This window comes from Paenibacillus harenae (assembly GCF_030812415.1).
GTDB classification, from domain to species: domain Bacteria; phylum Bacillota; class Bacilli; order Paenibacillales; family Paenibacillaceae; genus Pristimantibacillus; species Pristimantibacillus harenae_A.
On record NZ_JAUSST010000007.1, the window covers coordinates 371,016 to 390,647 of the forward strand.

Below are 19,632 nucleotides of genomic sequence, written 5' to 3' on the forward strand. Positions count from 1 at the left end.
GGTCCGTCTTCTCAGCCTTCGAGCTATCTATCGGATTCTACAATAAGGCAGCCCATTAGGCCGCCCTTCAAGTAGAATAACATGTTTTACCATTAACCAAGCTCACTTTTAACGACGTCAGCGATCTGGGCAACGTAAGCTTCCACTTGATCCTTGTCCGGACCTTCCGCCATGACGCGGATCAGCGACTCCGTGCCAGACGGACGAACAAGCACGCGGCCGTTGTCGCCAAGCTCGTTCTCTACTTGCTTCACCGCTTCCTCGATTGCTGCATTGCCTTGGTACCGGCTCTTGTCTTCGACACGAACGTTAACGAGCACCTGCGGGAACTTGCGCATCAGCTCTTTGAGCTCGCTCAGCTTCTTGCCCGATGCCGCCAGCGTATCGACTAGCTGCAGAGCCGTCAGAATGCCGTCTCCCGTCGTAATGTAATCGAGGAAGATGACATGGCCGGATTGCTCGCCGCCAAGGTTATAGCCGCCGCGACGCATCTCTTCCATGACGTAACGGTCGCCGACAGCCGTCTGAGCCGTCTTCAGACCAATCTTCTCCGAGCCTTTGAAGAAGCCGATATTGGCCATGACCGTCGTTACGACCGTGTCATGGTTCAGCTTGCCCGCACGCTTCATCGCATCGCCGATGATGCATAGAATGAAGTCGCCGTCCACTTCTTCCCCCTTCTCGTCGATCGCGATCAAGCGATCGGCGTCGCCGTCGAAGGAGAGGCCCAGATGTGCGCCATGCTTCAACACTTCCTCGCGCAGATACTCCGGATGCGTCGAACCGACGCCCGCATTAATGTTAAGGCCGTCCGGCTCGGCGCCTACCGTAATGATATCCGCGCCAAGCTCGCGGAATACGGTCGGAGCGAGCTCGTAAGCTGCGCCGTTCGCGCAGTCCAGAACGATCTTCAGGCCGATGAAATCGCCCTTGATCGTCGTTTTCAAATAATCCAAGTATTGCTGCTTCGCTCCGTCATAGATCGATACAGCGCCTATCTCGCCGCCCTCAGGACGCGGCAGCTCGTCGACTGCCGCATCGATAAGCGCTTCGATCTCAAGCTCCGTGTCATCCGACAGCTTGAAGCCGTCGCCGCCGAAAAACTTAATGCCGTTATCCTCGACCGGATTATGCGAAGCGGAAATCATAACGCCAGCGTCAGCGTTAAGCTCGCGTGTAATATAAGCGACGGCAGGTGTCGATACGACGCCTAAGCGTACGACGTTAGCGCCAATCGACAACAAGCCTGCAATAAGCGCGGATTCCAGCATCGGGCCGGAGATACGCGTATCGAGACCGATTACGACGACCGGGCTCTCTGCCTTTCTTGTAAGTACGTAACCGCCACAGCGGCCGATCTTGTATGCCAGCTCAGGCGTAAGCTCTCTATTTGCAACGCCGCGTACGCCGTCAGTTCCGAAATATTTCCCCATTTTCATTTTTCTCCTTTATTCACATGTTATAAGAACGACCCGTTGCTTCATTGATTGCCACTATTCGTTGCGTTACCGCTTGCATTGCCGTTACCGCTTCCCGGATCAGGAGTGGCGGCGGGCGTATCGGTTGGCGTCGTACCCGTCTCGACCGACGGCGGTTCCTCTTCCGTACCCGCTCCAGCCGCCCCCTCATCCACGATCTCGATCGTAACGGATAGCGACCGGCCGTCCCCAACCGATGTCTGCACATAGGCTGGAAGCGCTATGTCCAGCGGTATTGTATGAACGCCTGGTCCAAGACCGGCGACATTCGCTGCAATCGTAATCTGACTTGCTTCCAGCTTGGAGAGGACGGATCCCGCTCCGCTTACCGTCAAGTCGTACTTGCCGGACTCCGGCGCTCGAACGACAGCCTTTAACCCTTCAGCAAGCTCTTCTATATTTATGGTCATACCGCTAAAAGTGCGCGTCTCCGTCGGATCAACAAATACGCTGATCGAGATCTCTTCCGGATCGACGGACTTAATGCCGTCAATAAGCTGCGTCTTCACATTGAATGTCCCGGAGCTCTTCACCTTCGACAAGTCGACTACGACACCGTCATAGACCGTTAACCCATCGACTGTTTTCTGATCGCCGTAGACGGTAACCTCTTCAATCCCCGGTTTAATCGATTCAATGCTGACTCCGTCCGGCAAAGTACCCGTATAACGAAGCTGTACCGGCACCTTCTTGAAAGGCAGCGTAATCTTGACCTCGACCATAATATTGGTCGGATCAACGATCGCATTCGTCATTTCCAAGCCGTCTGCATCGTAGACGACGATTTTCGCTTTCTTCTCCGTGACCGTCTTGTCCGCACCCTCAATGTTAACGGACGCCACGACGCTTCCGACGCGCTCCATATCGTCCTTGGGCAAAGTCACTTGAACGCCGGCTTCGCCTGTCTCCGTCGAGAATGTAACCGCCGCAGGTTCTCCCGCGACAAAACCTTCCGCCGGCTTGCCCTCCGCAACGACCTGCAGATCGAACGTCTTCGTTACGATTTCCTCCATCTGCACCGTTACCGTTCGCGGCGACATCGATACGAGCTGAATACCTTTAGGCAATTTTACAACGAGGGGCAATTCCTGAATGCCTGGTTTCGCGTCGCTAACATCCACGATCACTTTATAATCGTCGATCGAGGAAGCCGTCAGCAGATCGGACAGCTTGCCTTGCACGTCGATTCGCACAACGGTCGGCTCCATCGCCGTCAGGGCGAACTTCTCCGTATCGAGTCCCTCAACGTTGATCTTCGCCGCTTCAATCGTCTTCGTATCGATTGACGATGTAACCGTCTGCGGCGAGGAATCGGGATCGATATGCACGACCGCCCATAACAACAGCGCAAGCACTAACGAAATAATTTTAAGCGCAGTCGGGTGACTTAGCCACTTATCCATGGCCTCCTCCTTTCCGCTTGAAGAACGACGAAATCGACATAATCGACTTCTCCTTGCTCTTCGGGCTTGTCTTCGGCGTCAGCTCCTCGAACAGCTTCGAGATAAGCGACTCTTCGTTGATATCGCGGACGATCATGCCGTTCAGCGACAGCGACACCTGCCCCGTCTCCTCGGAGACGACGACCGAGATCGCATCGCTTACCTCGCTAACCCCAATGGCCGCGCGATGGCGCGTTCCAAGCTCCTTGCTAATGAACGGATTTTCCGACAGCGGCAAATAACAGCCCGCAGCCATGATCTGATTGCCCCGAATAATGACCGCACCGTCATGCAGCGGCGTATTCGGCGTGAAAATATTAATGAGGAGCTCCGACGTAATCCGCGATTCCATCTGAATGCCGGATTCGATCAGCTCGCTCACGCCCGTGCTCCGCTCGAATACGATTAATGCCCCGATCTTGCGGCTGGCCATATGCTGAACCGCTCTAATGACGCCGTCGACCTGTTCGCTCACCGCGTCCCGCTCCATCGAGTACGTCCTCGAGAACAGCTTGCCCCGTCCAAGCTGCTCCAGCGCCCGCCGCAATTCCGGCTGAAATATAATAAGCACCGAAACGACCCCGAACGTGAACATCTGATTCATCAGCCACTTGAGCGTGTACAGATTGAACCAGGTGCTGATCGCCCACGTACCGACAAGGACGAAGATCCCTTTAAGCAATTGAACGGCACGCGTGCCGCGAACGAGCAAAATCATTTTATAAATAATAAAGCTGACTATGCCAACATCGATGATGTCCTTCAACCAATCATGCCAAGTTAAATCCGAGAAATAGCTCATATGCCAACCCCCAACAGCCGATACCTAAGTTTTCTCAGGCCTTATCCGATACTTTGCCTTACTATTCGGCTTTCTATCGATTATTATCGGAATTCAACTTTATTATTTTCTATAATTGGGATTGGAAATCCTTTATTTTGATAAAACTTTACCGTTCGCATAAGCCGTACGCAAAAATACCTCCCTGCACGAGGGAGGCATGACGCTTTAATTGGCTAGACCGCCAAAAGTCTGCGTTACCTTGAACCAGAACCAATCAAGCGCCTGATCGATTGTGCGGCTCTGCCCTGCAATATGCCCCGTCGATGCGAGATTAAGCGTACCGTCGATGACGGTTACGTTGCCGTCGACTTCGCCAAGCACCTCGGCCCGCCCGTTCTCCACGGTCAGATCGCCAGTTAGATGAGCGCCTTCCGGGACGATAACGGTGTTCCCTTCTATAATAACATACTGAAGGTCTTCGCCCGCAACGACCAGCTTTGTATCTTCCTCCCATAACGTGAAGAAGCTTCCAAGCATAACAAGCAGAAATACGGCGGCAGCCGTCACGCCCGGGTAGCGGTAAATAAACCGAACGAAGCCGTTCCGCGTCTTCACCTTCTTCATCGGCAGCTGCTGCATGATCTTGTTCGTTAATTGCTCCGAGGCTTGCATGTCGTAACCGGATTGCGGCGAAGCCGCCGATAGAGAGCGGAATGCTGCTGATTCCGTATTCTCCAAAAGTTCAAACCGGTTGCGGCAAGCAGGACATGAAAGCAAATGCTTCTTCAGCTCCGTAATATCTTCACGCGGCAGCTCGCCGTCCAAATAGTCATGCATCCAAACGATGGCGACGTTGCAATTCATGGCAGCCAGTCCTTTCTTTCCATTGCTTCCGCAGTAGTTCTTATTGTTCCGAATAACGCTAAAACAGCAGAAATATCGCTTCTCTGCCGCTAATAATGCCACGAAAAAGCAGCCACGATCGTCTTGCATCAGCATGGCCCGTTTTACGCTTGCTATAGGATACGTTATGAATGACAGGATGTTTCACTTTTTTCCGCCGCTTTTTTCTCCCATTTTGGATGCATGGGCAACTGCCTACAGCTTATGCTCGAGCTTCTTGCGCAGAAACTCCCGTCCCCGGTGAACCCTTGTCTTAATCGTTGTGACCGGCATATCCATAATATCGCCAATTTCCTGCAAGGACAAATCCTGCATGTACCGAAGCGTCATCACCGTCTTGTACTTAGGCGGCAGCGTCTCGATCGCCTGATGGATAATGCGCTGCGTGTCCGACAACAACAGCTCCGTCTCCGGCGTACGGTCATCGCTTGGAATCATCGAGTAGCCGTCGAGCCCTTCATGTTCGGTAGATTCCGCGTCGAGCGAATATACCGGCTTGCGCTTCCGCAATCGGTCAATACATAAGTTGGTAGCAATTCTATAAATCCATGTCGAAAATTTTAAATTTTCATCGTACCTGTCCAAGTTTTTGTATACGCGAAGAAACGTATCCTGAACAACGTCCTCGGATTCCTGGCGATTGTTCAGCATTCGGTATGCCATATGAAACAGCTTATCCTGGTACAGGCTCACAAGCTCGGCGAACGCTCCCTGATCGCCCTTCAGCGACAGGCGCGCCAAGCGTGCCTCCATTACATTCACCTTTACTCCTCCAAACGTTCCGTGCGTACGGTCGTTCGCCTTGCAGAATGCTCTGCAACGGCGATTCCAATCAATATAAGTATGATGCCTATTATGTTGCCCGAACTTAGCTTCTCGTTAATGAAAAGCCAAGCGCTCACGACGGCGACCGGCAGTTCCACCGCGCCAAGCAGCGAGGCGAGCCCGCTTCCGATCTTCGGAATGCCTGCATTGAAGCAGATCGCCGGCAGCACGCTGCCAAGCAGCGCCAGTGCCGTTCCCCATCCGAGCATTTCCCATTCCGCCTCGCCGGCCCATGACCCGGATCCATACAGCAAAGCGATAGCAATGAAGCCGAACGACATCATCATCGCGGATTTCATAACCGGATCATGATCCGTGTCGATAAGTCCCGTCAGGAACAAGAACAAGCTATACGTAACAGCCGAGGCCAGGCCATAGCCTACCCCGATCCAATCCATTCGCGCAAGACCCGCTTCCTCGAACAAACCTGCCGCAAGAAGCGTGCCGGCCATCGCTACGGCAATCGCCGCAAGCTCCAGCTTTCTCGGAAACCTTCGAATTCGTAAACATTCTAGCAAAATCGTAATCCACATGAACTGAAAAAGCAAGACAATTGAGAAAGATGCTTCCAGCCGCTGCAAAGCCATATTATAGAAGACTGTCGTGAGACATAAGCCGAAAATGCCGACAATCGCCAGCATGATCCATTTACCGCGGCGAAAAGGATTCCGCCATAGCTTCGGCCGAAGCAGCACGAGCAACCATAGCAATACGACGCTAATGCCGATCTGATGCACCGTAATTTGCTCGAAGCTGAAGCCCGCATCGTAAGCAAGCTTGACGATAGGCGACAAGACGCCGTAGCAGGCCGCGCCGAATAGTACAATAATGACCGAAAACCAATACGATTTCGACTGCTTCACGCTTCGTTCCTCCTGCACCGCCATGCCAACCATTCTGATTATTATATCGTTAAGGCAACGGGTCGGCAATCGACCTAGGTCGGGGATTCATGTTTGTTCTATTAAAATAAACAAGCAGCAGCCAGGATGATTTCGTTCCTGACTACTGCTCCCTATATGAATGCCCTCTCCGTTTACAGCGTATTCGTCTTCAATTGCTCCAGAACTTTCGAAATCGTCGTCGTGGGGATCGCGAAGCCAATGCCTTGGGCCTCTGCATTAACCGCCGTATTAATGCCGATGACTTGTCCCTCCTCGTTGAGCAGCGGACCGCCGGAGTTGCCGGGATTGATCGATGCGTCCGTCTGCAGCAGATGCTCGTATTCATGCTCGCCCTGGTCGTCCGCAATCGTGATCGGACGCTCCTTCGCGCTAAGCACGCCCATCGTCATCGTCTGGTCGAAACCATAAGGGTTGCCGATCGCGATGACCGAGTCGCCGATTCGCGTCTCGTCGGAGTTGCCAAGCTCAAGCGAAGGGAACGCCTTGCCGTCCGGGCTTGTCACTTTCAGCACCGCAAGGTCAAGCTCATAGCTTGATCCCACCACTTGTGCCGTAAGCGGCTCGTCATAGCCTTGGACGGTTACCTTCACTTCCTTAGCTCCGGACACGACATGCTCGTTGGTCAGAATGTAGCCATCCGATTCGAAGAAAAAGCCTGTCCCGGAGCCGCTAAGCGCAAGCTCGCTGCTGCTGGACTGGTCGGACGGTTGCTGCTCTTCCTGCTCCCGCCCTTGCTCGCCGCCTCTTTCTCCGCCGAAAAACTGACGGAACAACGGATCGTCCATCATCGTGCTCTGTCTGCTCGCCTCGGTATATGTCTCGATCTTAACGACGGCGGGACTTGCCGCCTCGTAGATTTGCGCGACGGTCGCGTCCGAGCCAAGCGACGCGGTCGTAAGTCCCGCATCCTGCTGTGCGGAGCCGTTTGCAACCTGGGCAGTTCCGGAGCCTGCAGCCGCGCTGCCGCCGCTGAATAAGTTGTTGCGGTCTGCTGCGTACGCGAAGCCGCCTACGACCATGGCGCCGATAAGGAACGACGCCAGCATCGTCCGGGTCGAGTTGTGGCTTCGCTTGGAGCGATGGCCGCCTCCTACGGACATGAGATCCATGTGCATGCCGAGTTCTTTCTCATAGGAAGCTTGAAGCTCCGACGGCTTCTTCTGCAGTTGGGAATCATAGACGTAAGTCGTGCTCGTCTTCGTGCCCATTGTATCCTGCGTATTCGTATGCGAAGTTCCGTTATGAGCCGTATATTTGTCCTTCTCGTTCATGTCGATCATCCTCCTAAGACTATTTATTATTTACTAGTTCGATTAGCTATGTTTCTATCATGCAGGATGTACCTTAAAGCAAACTTAACTGTCTTATAAAGGAACATAAGAAAAACTTCATCGAAATCATTCGAGGATGAGCGACCGCGATTAACCTCCTGCAACATTCCACCATTTGCCTCGTCTATGAGTAGGTAACCAAACAATGACGTATCAACAGGAGGAACGACAGATGAACAAAATGTACAAAGTTTTAGCGACCGCATCCATTATGGCACTTGCTGCCGTACCGCTGACTGCTGGCGCGCAGGACATCCCGCCGGCACCCATCCATACCGGACAAGGGCAGATCGTTAAGCAAGCCATAGCAGTGCCTGCCGTTTGGGGCCAGATCACCGACTTCGTCAACGACGCCTCCGGTAAATTCATAACGGTCAAAGGTCGCGGACTCGCGATTACCGACCAGAACGAAATGATCCTGAACATAACGAAAGATACGAAGATTATTGATGCCAGAGGCAAGACCGTAGCTCTGAAAACAATCATCGACGAGAAAAAGGTCGTTAAGGCGTTCTACGGCCCTAATATTACGAAAAGTCTTCCCGCACGCGGAACGGCGCTGACGCTCGTCGTCCAAGACAACAGCTTCACCGGTATCGAGGGAACGGTCGGCGAAGTGCAAGATAACGGCATTGTCGTAACGGGTTCGAATATTTATTCGTCTTCCGAGGAAACGGTTGTGCTGCATTTTGCGGATAATGTCCAAATCTTCGATCAGAACGGTCAAGCGATCAAAGCTGACGTGATCAAGACGGGCATGACGGTTAGATCTATATACGGACCAGCAGTCACGAAGAGCATCCCGCCGCAATCGACGACCAAGTACCTCGTGGTGAACACCGACATCGAGGAGCAAGTTCCTCCGGGCACGGATGGCATCATTACGAACATCGCAGATAAGCAAATAACGGTCATCGGCAATCCGATGGAGCAAGGCGGCGTGAATTACGTCATCCTGACGGTTGATGAGCAGACGGAGATCGTGAACGAGAAAGGCGAGAGCCTGACAGCCGATGCGCTGAAGCAGGATGCGCGCGTAGAGGCGTATTACGGCGAGGTAATGACAATGATCTATCCAGCCCAGACACATGCCGATAAGCTTGTGGTGAAGGCTGCTCAGAGCAATAAAGTGGAAGGCACAATCGAAGCATCCGATCGCGCAGGAAAAGATCAAGTGTACGTGAATGTCGGTTCGGATGATTCCACGAGCAACGACATTATTTTGAACATCGGCGAAGCTACGCAAGTGATCTATTCGCTGGGCTTCGATAGCGGATTTGTTGCCGGAAGCAAAATCGTCGCTTACCATGCAAACGAATTGACGGACTCCATCCCGGGCATGACGAACGCAGAGATCGTTATCGTGAATAATGACAACGCTGTTGGTACCGCAGAGTAATTGGTACGGAGCGGAGAGCGGTATTTGATTATTGGGAAGCGCCCGTCGAAGTTTTGTTGAAGCTATGTTGGATTCCTGCAGAACTGAAGTTAAGGCAAATATCCAACATAGACGTTCTCTAGACATACAACAAACAAAGAGGCGTTACAGGATTTGATTCCTGTAACGCCTCTTCTTATTTGTAGCATTAGCCCGTATTACGAAGGCCTGCCGCAATTCCGTTGATTGTAAGGAGTACCTCGCGGAGCAGCTCGGGATCGTCTTGATCGTCGGCACGCAATGCGCGAAGCTCCGTCAGCAATTGCACTTGCATGTAGCTGAGCGGATCGACGTACGGGTTGCGCAGACGGATCGATTCTTGAATGACTGGCACGTTATCCAAAATTTCCGTTTGACCCGTAATGGCAAGAATCATCTCCGAAGTCAGCTTGTACTCTTGCTCGATTTGGACGAAGATGCGGTCGCGAATCGTTTTGTCCGAGATCATATCCGCATATTCCTTCGCGATCACAAGATCGGCCTTTGCCAGCGCCATTTGCAAATTGTCGATCAGCGTACGGAAGAACGGGAACTTCTCGTACATCGTGCCAAGCGTCTTAAGCTTGTCTTTATCATCTCCTGCGTACTGCTTCAACGCCGTACCCGCCGCATACCATGCCGGCAGCAAGTAACGGCTTTGCGTCCATGCGAATACCCAAGGAATCGCACGCAAGTCTTCGAAACGATCGCTGTTCTTCCGCTTCGACGGACGAGAACCGATGTTCAGCTCGCCAACCTCAGGCAGCGGCGTCGATTCCTTGAAGTACGTCAAGAAGTCCGGATCGCGGAAGATCAGATCTTGGTACTTCGTAAGCGCCGTCTCGGAGATCGAACGGGCAATGTCATCCCACTCCGGTTCCGATTGCTGAGCTTGCTCCGGATATTTTGCCAGACGCGCCGCTGTGATGAGCGCCCAAGTCGCTTGCTCCAAGCTGCGGTAAGCGATGCCTTGCATCGAGTAACGGGAGGAGAGAACCTCGCCTTGCTCGGTAATCTTAATGCCGCCGCCCACCGTATGCGGAGGCTGTGCAAGGATGCTACGGTTCAGCGGCATGCCGCCGCGACCGAGTGCGCCGCCGCGTCCGTGGAAGAACTTCAGCTTCACGTCGTATTCCTTGCCGGCAGCCGTAATGTCGTTCAGCGCAACGCGCAACTCCCAGTTCGCTGTGACAACGCCGCCGTCTTTGTTGCTGTCGGAGTAACCAAGCATAATTTCATGCAGGTTGCCTCGTGCTTCAACCGCTTGACGATAGATCGGCATCTCGAACAGCTGCTTCATAATGCCAGGAGCTGCATGAAGGTCGTCAATCGTCTCGAACAATGGAACGGATTGCAGCGTGCAGCGAACCGTGCCGTCCGATTCCTGGCGGAACAAGCCGACTTCCTTCGCGAACACCATAACCTCAAGCATATCGCTTGCCGCTTCCGTCATGCTGATCAGGTAGCTGGAAATACAGTTTACGCCGAATTCTTGCTGTGCGCGATAGATCGTATGGTATACGTCCAAGCATTCGCGCGTCGAAGCCGAGTAGTCCAGATGGCTGGACGTAAGCGGACGCGGATCGTTAAGCAAACGATGCAGCAGGTCCGACTTCTCATCTTCGGAAAGCGAAGCGTAATCGGAAACGATATTCATTTTGGCCAAAATCTCGCTCATCGCGTTCTCGTGCTCTTGGCTATGCTGACGCACGTCAAGCGCCATCAGGTGGAAACCGAACAGCTCCACTTGGCGAACAAGCGTAGCGACATTCGTGTCAGCTACATAATCGGCGAAGTGATGACGAAGGCTGCGGTCGATAACAAGCAGATCCTCGCGAAGCTCGTTCGGATGGTTGTAGCGCATCGCCGAGCCCTTCAGCGACTCGCCGCGCGTATTCGCGAGCTTCTCCAGCATGAAGCCAAGCTTGATGCGGTAAGGCTCTTTCGTATTTCTCCACAGGTCAACGCATTTCAGCTCGACATGCTCGCGGTCTAGTCTGATCGATTCAACCAGCTCATCGGACACTTGAACAAGGTTCGTGCTGAAGCTGAGTACATCCATCAGGCCGTTCAGCTTCTCTTCATACTTGCGGATCGCAAGCTGACGATGAAGCGTCAACGTCTCCCATGTTACCTTCGCGGTTACGGACGGGTTACCGTCACGGTCGCCGCCGATCCAAGAGCCGAAGCGCAGATAGTCAGGCACATGCCACTTCTCGTCCGGATAATATTTGCCCAGGCAGCGCTCCAGCTCTTCATAGACGCTAGGCAATACCTCGAATAACGTTTCGTCAAAATAGTACAGGCCGTTGCGCACTTCATCAATAACGGTAGGTTTGCGATCGCGCAGCTCGTCCGTTTGCCACAAAATAAGAACTTCGTTCGTCAGCTTCTCATGCAGCTTCTCGCGCTCGCGGAACGTAAGCGTAGGGTTGTCCAGCTCCATAACGTCATTAGAGATACGCTTATGGATATCGAGCACCGCACGGCGCGTAGCTTCCGTCGGATGTGCCGTCATGACAAGTTCCAGCGAAATCCCGCTTAAAATGTCTTGCACGTCTTCAATCGCGATGCCGCGTTCCTTCAACTCTTGAACCGCGCTTTCGATCGAGCCGCGTTGTACCGATTCGCCTGCCGATACCTCGTAGTCGCGTTTCCGTCTAATACGATGATTTTGCTCGGCAATGTTGACAAGCTGGAAGTAAATCGCGAACGCCCGAATAACCTGATGCCGGATTTCCGGGCTCAGGGACGAGATCGTTCCTTTAAATTGTTCGAATAACTCCGGCACGAATTCCGCGCGCAGCGCCTTGCTCGTCTCGCGGATTTGCTCGACGATCTCAAGCAGCTCTCGCCCGCCCTGGTGCACAAGCACTTCGCCAAGTATATTCCCTAGAAAACGGACATCCCGGCGCAGCAGATTGTTCGATTGCGGCCGATTGCCCGTCAATGTAGATGCTGATTGATCCGACATACTTGTTCCTCCTCAAACTTTTGCGCATGCAAAACTTTCTTCGTAAGCGTAATTCCAGTTTTGCGAATGCAAAACCAACTTCATAAGCATAATGTTCGTTTTGCGCACGCAAAAAGAAATGCTCTTTTGACTCGAATATAAACTTCTCTTATCATACTACAAAACGGAACAGGGTTGAAGCCCCTATCCGAATAGGTTCATGCCTGTTTATTTGCAATGTTCGGTGTTTGAATCCGGAACCGAGGGGCTAATGAAAAGGAATCCGGGCAATAATTCCGAGGGATAGCATTAAAAACGGAGCAGCAGGCTTACTCCTCCCGTCTACCGCATTCCCTTAATTTGTTACATCAGATGGTTCTCTATCCTGGTGATCTATAAAAGCAAAATAAGCCTTGATGATCAAGGCTTCGTACATTCGGAAATGATGAGCGTGTGATGGGAATACTCAACTTTTCGTCTAAAAGCGTTTATTCGCTTTGTCCTGTCGAAAAGTTGACACTCAGCCTTAACGGTCGGTCGAACCCACGCCTGTAGCGTGTGGGAATTCTCTCCCCTCTTTGTCTCCATAACAAAAAAAGAACCCTATCAGGTTCTTGTCGTTTCGTTATGGAGCGGGTGATGGGAATACTCAACTTTTCGTCTAAAAGCGTTTATTCGCTTTGTCCTGTCGAAAAGTTGACGCTCGACCTTGACGGCTTGCTTCGCTCAGCCTTAACGGTCGGTCGAACCCACGCCTGTAGCGTGTGGGAATTCTCTCCCCTCTTTGTCTCCATAACAAAAAAGAACCCTATCAGGTTCTTGTCGTTTCGTTATGGAGCGGGTGATGGGAATCGAACCCACGCTATTAGCTTGGAAGGCTAAAGTTCTACCATTGAACTACACCCGCAAACAAAATGGTCGGGATGACACGATTTGAACATGCGACCCCCTGGTCCCAAACCAGGTGCTCTACCAAGCTGAGCTACATCCCGAATTAAGTGAAACTTGCAATTGAGTAAAGATGGCGCGGCCTAAGAGATTCGAACTCCTGACCTTTTGATTCGTAGTCAAACGCTCTATCCAGCTGAGCTAAGGCCGCAATCTTATGGAGCGGAAGACGGGAATCGAACCCGCGACCCTCGCCTTGGCAAGGCGATGCTCTACCGCTGAGCCACTTCCGCACGTTGTTTCGTCAGCCGTTTCTGTTAGTTATCATCGCGGCGACAAGTAATAATATATCACTCAGAGAAACAGATTGCAAGTGTTTTTTAAGAAAAACTTCAACTTTTTTTGAAACAGCTGAAATCCGATGCTCTACCCTCAAAAAAAGTAAATAAAGCCGTGTTCCACTGAGGAAGCACGGCCTTCAATTATAGAGCTAGGCGCCAGCAGCAGCCATAACCACTTCCGGCTCTGAACGGCCCATCATCACTTTATCCGCAGTCGGCTGAGCGGCAAGCGCGAACGGCAAGCACAGCGGTACGCCTGAACGCGGATCCGGTACGATATCTGCCTCGATATTGAACACTTCGCGCATAATCTCCGGCGTTATGACTTCAATCGGCGAACCTTCGCCTACAACCTTGCCCGTCTTGATCGCAATCATATGATGCGCATACCGCGACGCATGATTCAGATCATGGACAACCATTACGACCGTACGATTGTTATATTCATTGAGCTTCTGCAGCAAATGAAGCACTTCAAGCTGATGCGCCATATCGAGGAATGTCGTCGGCTCGTCAAGGAACAAAATATCGGTCTCTTGAGCCAAAGCCATGGCGATCCAAGCACGCTGGCGCTGACCGCCGGATAGATGATCGACCGGTCGATCGGCGAATTCGGACATGCCCGTCGCTTCGACCGCCCATTGCACGATCTCCCGATCCTGCTTTGTCATCGAGCCGAAGCCCTTCTGATAAGGAAAGCGGCCGTACGAGACAAGCTCGGATACCGTTAGGCCGTCGGGTGCGGTAGGATTTTGCGGGAGAATGGCAAGCTGTTTCGCCACATCCTTCGTCGATTGCTTATGAATGGATTTGCCGTCTAGAAGTACATTGCCTTTGGATGGAATCATAATGCGGGCCATCGTCTTCAGGATCGTCGATTTGCCGGAGCCGTTCGCTCCAACAAGCGCCGTAATTTTCCCTTGAGGAATTGCAATGTTTAAATCTTGAACGATGAGACGATCATCATAAGCAATGTCGAGATTCGAAGTCGTAAGACGAATCATTAGACATGCACGCTCCTTCCGCTGCCTGGTTCAGGCTATATCTCAATATAAATAATTAGCGTTATTAGGTAAAATGTGATAACGATTATCACTACGTAAATAATGATAATGGTTATCACTGACAATGTCAATGTCTTTCTTTCATCAAACCTTCACTCTGTCTTCATACAAAGCAAAGGATGTGACCGTTCTATGACGGCCACATCCTCCCCTTACCGTAAACTTACCATTTCAGCTTATTGCCGAATACGAGCGCATTGCTTATAAGTCGTCCCGGAGCGGTAATGATTTCGCCTTGGGCATATAGACCTGAGGAAGCCCCGCCGTCCAAGTTCATCGCTTGCTGAGCGCCGAGCGCGACCATAATCTGGCCCCACTGCTTGATCGTTGCAGCTCCAACCGTCGCGAGAACAATCGATCCGTCCTTTTTCACGAGAATCGCGCTTCTGGTTGCCGAATCGGTTAAGATCCTCGGGCTGCTGAACCCTTCCGGAGCCGGATTGACTGTCAGCTTCCCGTTCGTGACAAGGCGCGGTCCGGCAGCAACTGCCGTATGAACTCTGCTCCAACTGATCGCCTGTCCGGCCATATTCGTCATCGATATTTTATACTCGACTTTCGTACCGACTTTAAAGCGGTTAGCCAGCTTCTCCTCCGCTCCCGTATAGACGAGTACGTAGCCGTCTGACGGGATGTCGGCATTCGTGTTTTTGGTTATTTTCGTAACGATGCCTTTGCGAAGCGTAACCGCTGTTCCGAAGGCGAAGCCTATCTTAGCGCCACGCTTGGGCGTGAACATAATAGCCGAAGTCGAACCAGCGACGGGCGTCCGATTCACGAAGTAGGCGTACCAGTTGCTCGGGGACTGATAGGAGCCGTTCGTTCCTCCTAAAATCTTAACCCGCAGCGTATCCATCACAACCGTACCGTCCCAGGTGAAGCCGATCGCCGTGCCCGTATTGCCGATATGCTCGACCTTGCCTTCGGTAATCACGGTGCCGTACGGCTCAGGAATGCCGCCATAAGCTTCGAAGTAAGTTGCGTTAATCGCTGCTTCGGCGTTATAGGATTTGGCGATGCCGCTTAACTGCTGCACGACCCCGACTTTGCGGCTGGCTAACCCGACGGTCACGGGCATCCCTTTCGGAATGGCCACCGTTTGGACGGAATACGACTGATTGCCGACCTTCACTATCTTCAGCTCATGCTTGGTTTTGTGTGCCAAAGTGGCCGCTGTTACTTTGATCGGCAGCTTCAGCTCGCCTTTGTAGCCCTCTGTCGTTACGACGACAGAGATGTTTGTCGAGCCTACGGAGACAGTCGTAATCATGCCTTTCTCGTCGATGCGGGCAACGGCCGGATTGCCCGAGGCATAGCTGACGGCGACGGGAGCTGACAGCTTCAGCTTGTCCGTGAGCAGGAGCCGCGCATGGAGCGGCAGCGAGATCGCCGCTGCCGCGTACGTCACCGCGACGGACCGATAGGGGCCCGCCACGATTAGCTTATCGGCGGACGCGTAGGCGATCCGTCCGCCACCCAGCGCTGCAATGCCGCTGACTGGCAGCGCGGCATTGCCCTTATAGGTGTATGCGACTCGACCGGCAGAGCCGTCGATCGCATACACCGCGCCCGAGCGGGCGCCGGCGAGGATGACGCCGGCGCTAGCTCCAGGCGCTGACGCCGGCGCAGCAGCCGCAGGCGCCAGCGTCAACGCGGCGGGCGCGAAGCCGCCCGCCCCGGTGGCGCTCACGCGCCATGCTTCCGCGCCGGTATCCGCGCGGAAGGCCACGATGGCATTGCCGCTAAGCTCGGCGGCAACTGCCGTCTCTGCGCTGTCCGGGCCGGTAGCCATTACCGGCTCGGTCCAGCCCCCTGCCGCTGCGGCGGCGAGCTCGCGACTGAAGCGGACTGTGCCGTCCGCTTCATAGGCCGCTACCGCCTGCGGCGCAACAAGCACGACGCCGCCTCTACGATCGGCGGCTAGCTTCGCTCCCATGAGCGGCTTCTGAAGCGCCGCCTCCCACGTAATCGCTTCCCCCTGCACCGCATACAGCACACCGTTGCTGCCAATCGCATAAACGCCCTTCCCAGCCTCCACAATCGCAGTCACCGATACCTCCTTCGGAAGCAGCGCAGCTTTCTTCGCTCCATCCTTATCAAGCGATAAGATGGCGTTCTGATAAGCAAAATACGGCAATCCCCCGCCGTCAGTCACCGTCTTCGACGGCTGCAAATTTTCCGTTTTGCCCGAGAAATAATAAAGAGCCGCCTGTCCACCGACACCCGCGCTGTCATAAAGGTACAGCCTAGCACTCTTCCCGGCAACGTACATTTGCCCTTGTTTATTAACGGCTGGAGCCGAAAGATCCGTATAGGCATTCAACCGTTTAAGCGACCTTCCACTGCCGTCCAAGTAGTTGATCCAGCCGTTTGAAGCTACCGTGACCAGCTTGCCGGCTGCTATAAGTTGAGGCCCATACAGCGTACCGTCGCCTGCCTTACGCCAATACTCAATCTCCGGCTTAGCAACGTCCGCCGTTGCCGATGCCGCAATCGCCGCTTCTGGCTTCCCGGATTTACATAATAACGGTACGCTTCCCCCGCCGAACGTGCATCCTATCGCAACAGACAGCGCAATCGCGACTCCCCTTATCGTTCTTCTCTCTCTCGACATTTCCTCATACTCCCTTAGTTCCAATATTGTTCCTAGTTATACAGAACTATATCGTCAGTCATATAAGAAAAATGAACAATAGAGTTTACTGCCGCTCCCGGATTAAGTCCAAAATGTAGTCTTTCATATCCACCATCCGCAGTTTATCCGGTTTATGATTCGTGCCCGCAACAATTAGCGGCACTAACGAAACATTCGCATTCATCGCGCCATGCCCGGCGCCTCCTGTATGCTCCGGGGAGCTCCCTCCCGTCAACTCATAGCCTTCCTTCGTCGTTACAACGAAAAATTGCCCTTTGTGCGAATGCAGTGCGCCCGATAGTCGTTGCAAACCATCCGGAAACTGGCCGTAACTCAAGCGACTTCGTTTCTGATCGACCCCCATCCCCATAACGGAGGCATCGCCTTCCCAGGTCCAACTTTGACCGTATTCATCCTTCCATCGTCCTCCGGCGCGATACGACAAAGAGCGTCCCGTCCCCCCTTGGCGAGCCCGTATCCAATCGCCTTCCCTCCAAGCGATGAGATCGATCCTTTTATCATTCATTAATTTGCCTGCTATGTTTGGGAGCGTCTGCTGCGTATGGAGTTTATATACGTAAGCCATCGTCTCGTTGACCGCTAAGACAATCTCCGTATCCCCGGTAATGTCAGCTCCAGGCTTCTGAATCCGATAATCCTTCAGCAGCTTGGTAAGGTCTACGATCGGATCCTGGTCTTTCGGCAAAATATCGCTCATTCCGCTATCGCCGATTACCATAATGACGACTTCCTGTATCGCTTTCTCTGTTGAACCGAAGGCTTGCAATAGCCTCTGCAACTGATTATCCAGCTTAATCACGCCATCCATATCGTCCGGTCCACGGCGATGAAGCTTCTGATCCAAATCAGGCAAATACACGTACAAAAAATCGGGCAATAATTGATGACGGATCAAATACTCCGTCGTCTGAAGCGCAAATTCGTTCGTGAATCCTAAGCGATCCGTAATTTGAACGGGAAGCTTCACTTTATCCGCGAGCGGATTGGTGAAAACGCCGAACGATAAGAAATCAGGACCTTTCACCTTAATCGGATCGGGAAGCGAGATCGGCGTCTTTATCCACTGCGGTATGGACAGCTTATGCGCGGTCGGGCCTCGGTAGATTAAGCCGTTAATAGATCCTGTTGTAATCTTATCCGCCTTATCGATTTCTTCATAAATGGTTTTCGCCGTTTGCTTAATATGCTTTCCGTTCAAGTTTACTAGCGTGTCGTCGGCAATCTCCTTAATGCCTTGCTTGATTATCTCCATTGGTCCTGTTCCATAATTGACGATGCGATTCTCATCTTCCGAGTACCAGATGAGGCCGGGCAATCCATGTTCATTCGGGTAAGCCCCCGTTAACAAAGTGGTATCTATCGTAACCGACATTGTCGGGAACGAGCTGACTACGTTTTTATAATATTGTCCATGATCAATCAAGCTCTTAATAGCCGGCAGCGATTTCTCCTTCAAGCCGTGGTCGATCGATTGGTACAAAAGAGAATCAGCTACAAGCAAAATGACTTTTTTGTGCTCTGCCTTTCCGGATTTCTCTTGCTGTCGAGCCTTAGAGGCAATATGCAGCAAATCCGTCTCTTTAGGATTCGGTTTCGAACAACTGCAAACGAGAAGCGATAGAAGTAAAAGCGCGATCATGCCAATTCTAATCTTCAATATTCGCAATCGATTTATCCTCCGGTATGTTTTAGTTATAAAATCCCCTAAATAACTAAAAATAAACAGCAAAAAACCCTTGATCTCCAAGGGTTTCTTCATAATATGGTGCGCGTAGAGGGACTTGAACCCCCACGGTCGCCCGCCAGATCCTAAGTCTGGTGCGTCTGCCAATTCCGCCATACGCGCGTGGGTGATGCGGTTAAAACTATGGTGAGCCATGAAGGACTCGAACCTTCGACACCCTGATTAAAAGTCAGGTGCTCTACCAACTGAGCTAATGGCTCGTGCTAAAATGGCTGGGGATTCAGGGATCGAACCTGAGAATGACGGAGTCAAAGTCCGTTGCCTTACCGCTTGGCTAATCCCCAGCAGCGATATGGTGGAGGATGACGGGATCGAACCGCCGACCCTCTGCTTGTAAGGCAGATGCTCTCCCAGCTGAGCTAATCCTCCATGAATGGTGACCCGTAGGGGATTCGAACCCCTGTTACCTCCGTGAAAGGGAGGTGTCTTAACCCCTTGACCAACGGGCCGTGCTGTGATTGATTGAAGCTTATATTCACTTATGTAAAGTGATCTGGAGCTCTCAACCGGGATCGAACCGGTGACCTCATCCTTACCATGGATGCACTCTACCTACTGAGCTATGAGAGCATGAATGGCTCCCCGAACAGGACTCGAACCTGTGACAACTCGATTAACAGTCGAGTGCTCTACCAACTGAGCTATCAGGGAACATTACAAAGAGGTGCGGTTGAATCTCAAGGCATTGCGCCTTGAAAACTGGATACGAAAGATTGCCTTGCCGAACTTTAGCTGTTGCTTACAGGTTGTATGGACCATATAAGCGTTTTAGGATAAGCCCTCGACCGATTAGTATTCGTCAGCTGCACACATTGCTGTGCTTCCACCCCGAACCTATCAACCTCGTCGTCTTCAAGGGGTCTTACATACTGGGAAATCTCATCTTGAGGGGGGCTTCACG

At 52.5% G+C, this 19,632-nt stretch carries 12 protein-coding genes, 11 tRNA genes and 1 rRNA gene; 1 reads left to right on the forward strand and 23 read right to left on the reverse strand.

The window, feature by feature from the left end; all coding sequences use genetic code 11:
• Positions 1-92: 92 nt before the first annotated feature.
• From glmM to J2T14_RS25635, 7 genes are all read right to left on the reverse strand, one after another.
• Positions 93-1,433, reverse strand: a complete 1,341-nt coding sequence (gene glmM / locus J2T14_RS25605) for a phosphoglucosamine mutase (protein ID WP_307204910.1) — start codon at positions 1,431-1,433, stop codon at positions 93-95.
• 47 nt (positions 1,434-1,480) lie between these two features.
• Entirely contained in the window at positions 1,481-2,881 is a 1,401-nt protein-coding gene (locus tag J2T14_RS25610; protein WP_307475473.1) for a CdaR family protein, read from the reverse strand.
• Positions 2,874-3,722: a diadenylate cyclase CdaA gene (cdaA, locus tag J2T14_RS25615; protein WP_307204908.1), complete on the reverse strand. Its 849-nt coding sequence runs from the start codon at positions 3,720-3,722 to the stop codon at positions 2,874-2,876. Before cdaA ends, J2T14_RS25610 begins: the two co-directional genes overlap by 8 nt.
• A gap of 207 nt (positions 3,723-3,929) precedes the next feature.
• Complete coding sequence (locus J2T14_RS25620) at positions 3,930-4,568, reverse strand: anti-sigma factor family protein (RefSeq protein WP_373458208.1); 639 nt, start codon at positions 4,566-4,568, stop codon at positions 3,930-3,932.
• A gap of 234 nt (positions 4,569-4,802) precedes the next feature.
• Entirely contained in the window at positions 4,803-5,360 is a 558-nt protein-coding gene (gene sigW / locus J2T14_RS25625) for an RNA polymerase sigma factor SigW (protein ID WP_373458209.1), read from the reverse strand.
• Positions 5,361-5,371: 11 nt separating this feature from the next.
• On the reverse strand, positions 5,372-6,295 hold the full coding sequence (locus tag J2T14_RS25630) for an EamA family transporter (protein WP_307475478.1): 924 nt from the start codon (positions 6,293-6,295) through the stop codon (positions 5,372-5,374).
• A gap of 173 nt (positions 6,296-6,468) precedes the next feature.
• Positions 6,469-7,608, reverse strand: a complete 1,140-nt coding sequence (locus J2T14_RS25635) for a S1C family serine protease (protein ID WP_307475480.1) — start codon at positions 7,606-7,608, stop codon at positions 6,469-6,471.
• A 232-nt stretch (positions 7,609-7,840) separates the two neighbouring features.
• Here J2T14_RS25635 and J2T14_RS25640 point away from each other — a divergent pair, with 232 nt between their 5' ends.
• Positions 7,841-9,067 carry a peptidase gene (locus tag J2T14_RS25640; protein ID WP_307475482.1) on the forward strand — a complete coding sequence of 409 codons (1,227 nt, stop codon included), beginning with the start codon at positions 7,841-7,843 and terminating at the stop codon, positions 9,065-9,067.
• Positions 9,068-9,254: 187 nt separating this feature from the next.
• Here the strand turns inward: J2T14_RS25640 and ppc are convergent, their stop codons facing one another.
• From ppc to J2T14_RS25720, 16 genes are all read right to left on the reverse strand, one after another.
• The gene (gene ppc / locus J2T14_RS25645; protein WP_307475484.1) at positions 9,255-12,059 is read right to left on the reverse strand and encodes a phosphoenolpyruvate carboxylase; all 2,805 of its coding nucleotides are present in this window, start codon (positions 12,057-12,059) and stop codon (positions 9,255-9,257) included.
• 812 nt (positions 12,060-12,871) lie between these two features.
• Positions 12,872-12,945 (reverse strand) — tRNA-Gly (locus J2T14_RS25650).
• A gap of 8 nt (positions 12,946-12,953) precedes the next feature.
• Positions 12,954-13,030: transfer RNA gene (locus J2T14_RS25655), tRNA-Pro, on the reverse strand.
• A 30-nt stretch (positions 13,031-13,060) separates the two neighbouring features.
• Positions 13,061-13,137: transfer RNA gene (locus J2T14_RS25660), tRNA-Arg, on the reverse strand.
• Positions 13,138-13,144: 7 nt separating this feature from the next.
• Positions 13,145-13,219 (reverse strand) — tRNA-Gly (locus tag J2T14_RS25665).
• Positions 13,220-13,416: 197 nt separating this feature from the next.
• Positions 13,417-14,271 carry an ABC transporter ATP-binding protein gene (locus tag J2T14_RS25670; protein ID WP_307475486.1) on the reverse strand — a complete coding sequence of 285 codons (855 nt, stop codon included), beginning with the start codon at positions 14,269-14,271 and terminating at the stop codon, positions 13,417-13,419.
• A gap of 223 nt (positions 14,272-14,494) precedes the next feature.
• Complete coding sequence (locus tag J2T14_RS25675; protein WP_307475488.1) at positions 14,495-16,945, reverse strand: phosphodiester glycosidase family protein; 2,451 nt, start codon at positions 16,943-16,945, stop codon at positions 14,495-14,497.
• An 85-nt stretch (positions 16,946-17,030) separates the two neighbouring features.
• The gene (locus J2T14_RS25680) at positions 17,031-18,653 is read right to left on the reverse strand and encodes an alkaline phosphatase family protein (RefSeq protein WP_307475490.1); all 1,623 of its coding nucleotides are present in this window, start codon (positions 18,651-18,653) and stop codon (positions 17,031-17,033) included.
• A gap of 97 nt (positions 18,654-18,750) precedes the next feature.
• Positions 18,751-18,833: transfer RNA gene (locus tag J2T14_RS25685), tRNA-Leu, on the reverse strand.
• 22 nt (positions 18,834-18,855) lie between these two features.
• A tRNA-Lys gene (locus J2T14_RS25690) sits at positions 18,856-18,931 on the reverse strand.
• Between the two features lie 9 nt (positions 18,932-18,940).
• Positions 18,941-19,015: transfer RNA gene (locus J2T14_RS25695), tRNA-Gln, on the reverse strand.
• Between the two features lie 9 nt (positions 19,016-19,024).
• A tRNA-Val gene (locus J2T14_RS25700) sits at positions 19,025-19,100 on the reverse strand.
• A 5-nt stretch (positions 19,101-19,105) separates the two neighbouring features.
• Positions 19,106-19,180: transfer RNA gene (locus J2T14_RS25705), tRNA-Glu, on the reverse strand.
• A 45-nt stretch (positions 19,181-19,225) separates the two neighbouring features.
• Positions 19,226-19,301, reverse strand: a tRNA-Thr gene (locus J2T14_RS25710).
• 5 nt (positions 19,302-19,306) lie between these two features.
• Positions 19,307-19,382 (reverse strand) — tRNA-Asn (locus tag J2T14_RS25715).
• A gap of 118 nt (positions 19,383-19,500) precedes the next feature.
• A 23S ribosomal RNA gene (locus J2T14_RS25720) occupies positions 19,501-19,632 on the reverse strand; the annotation flags it as partial.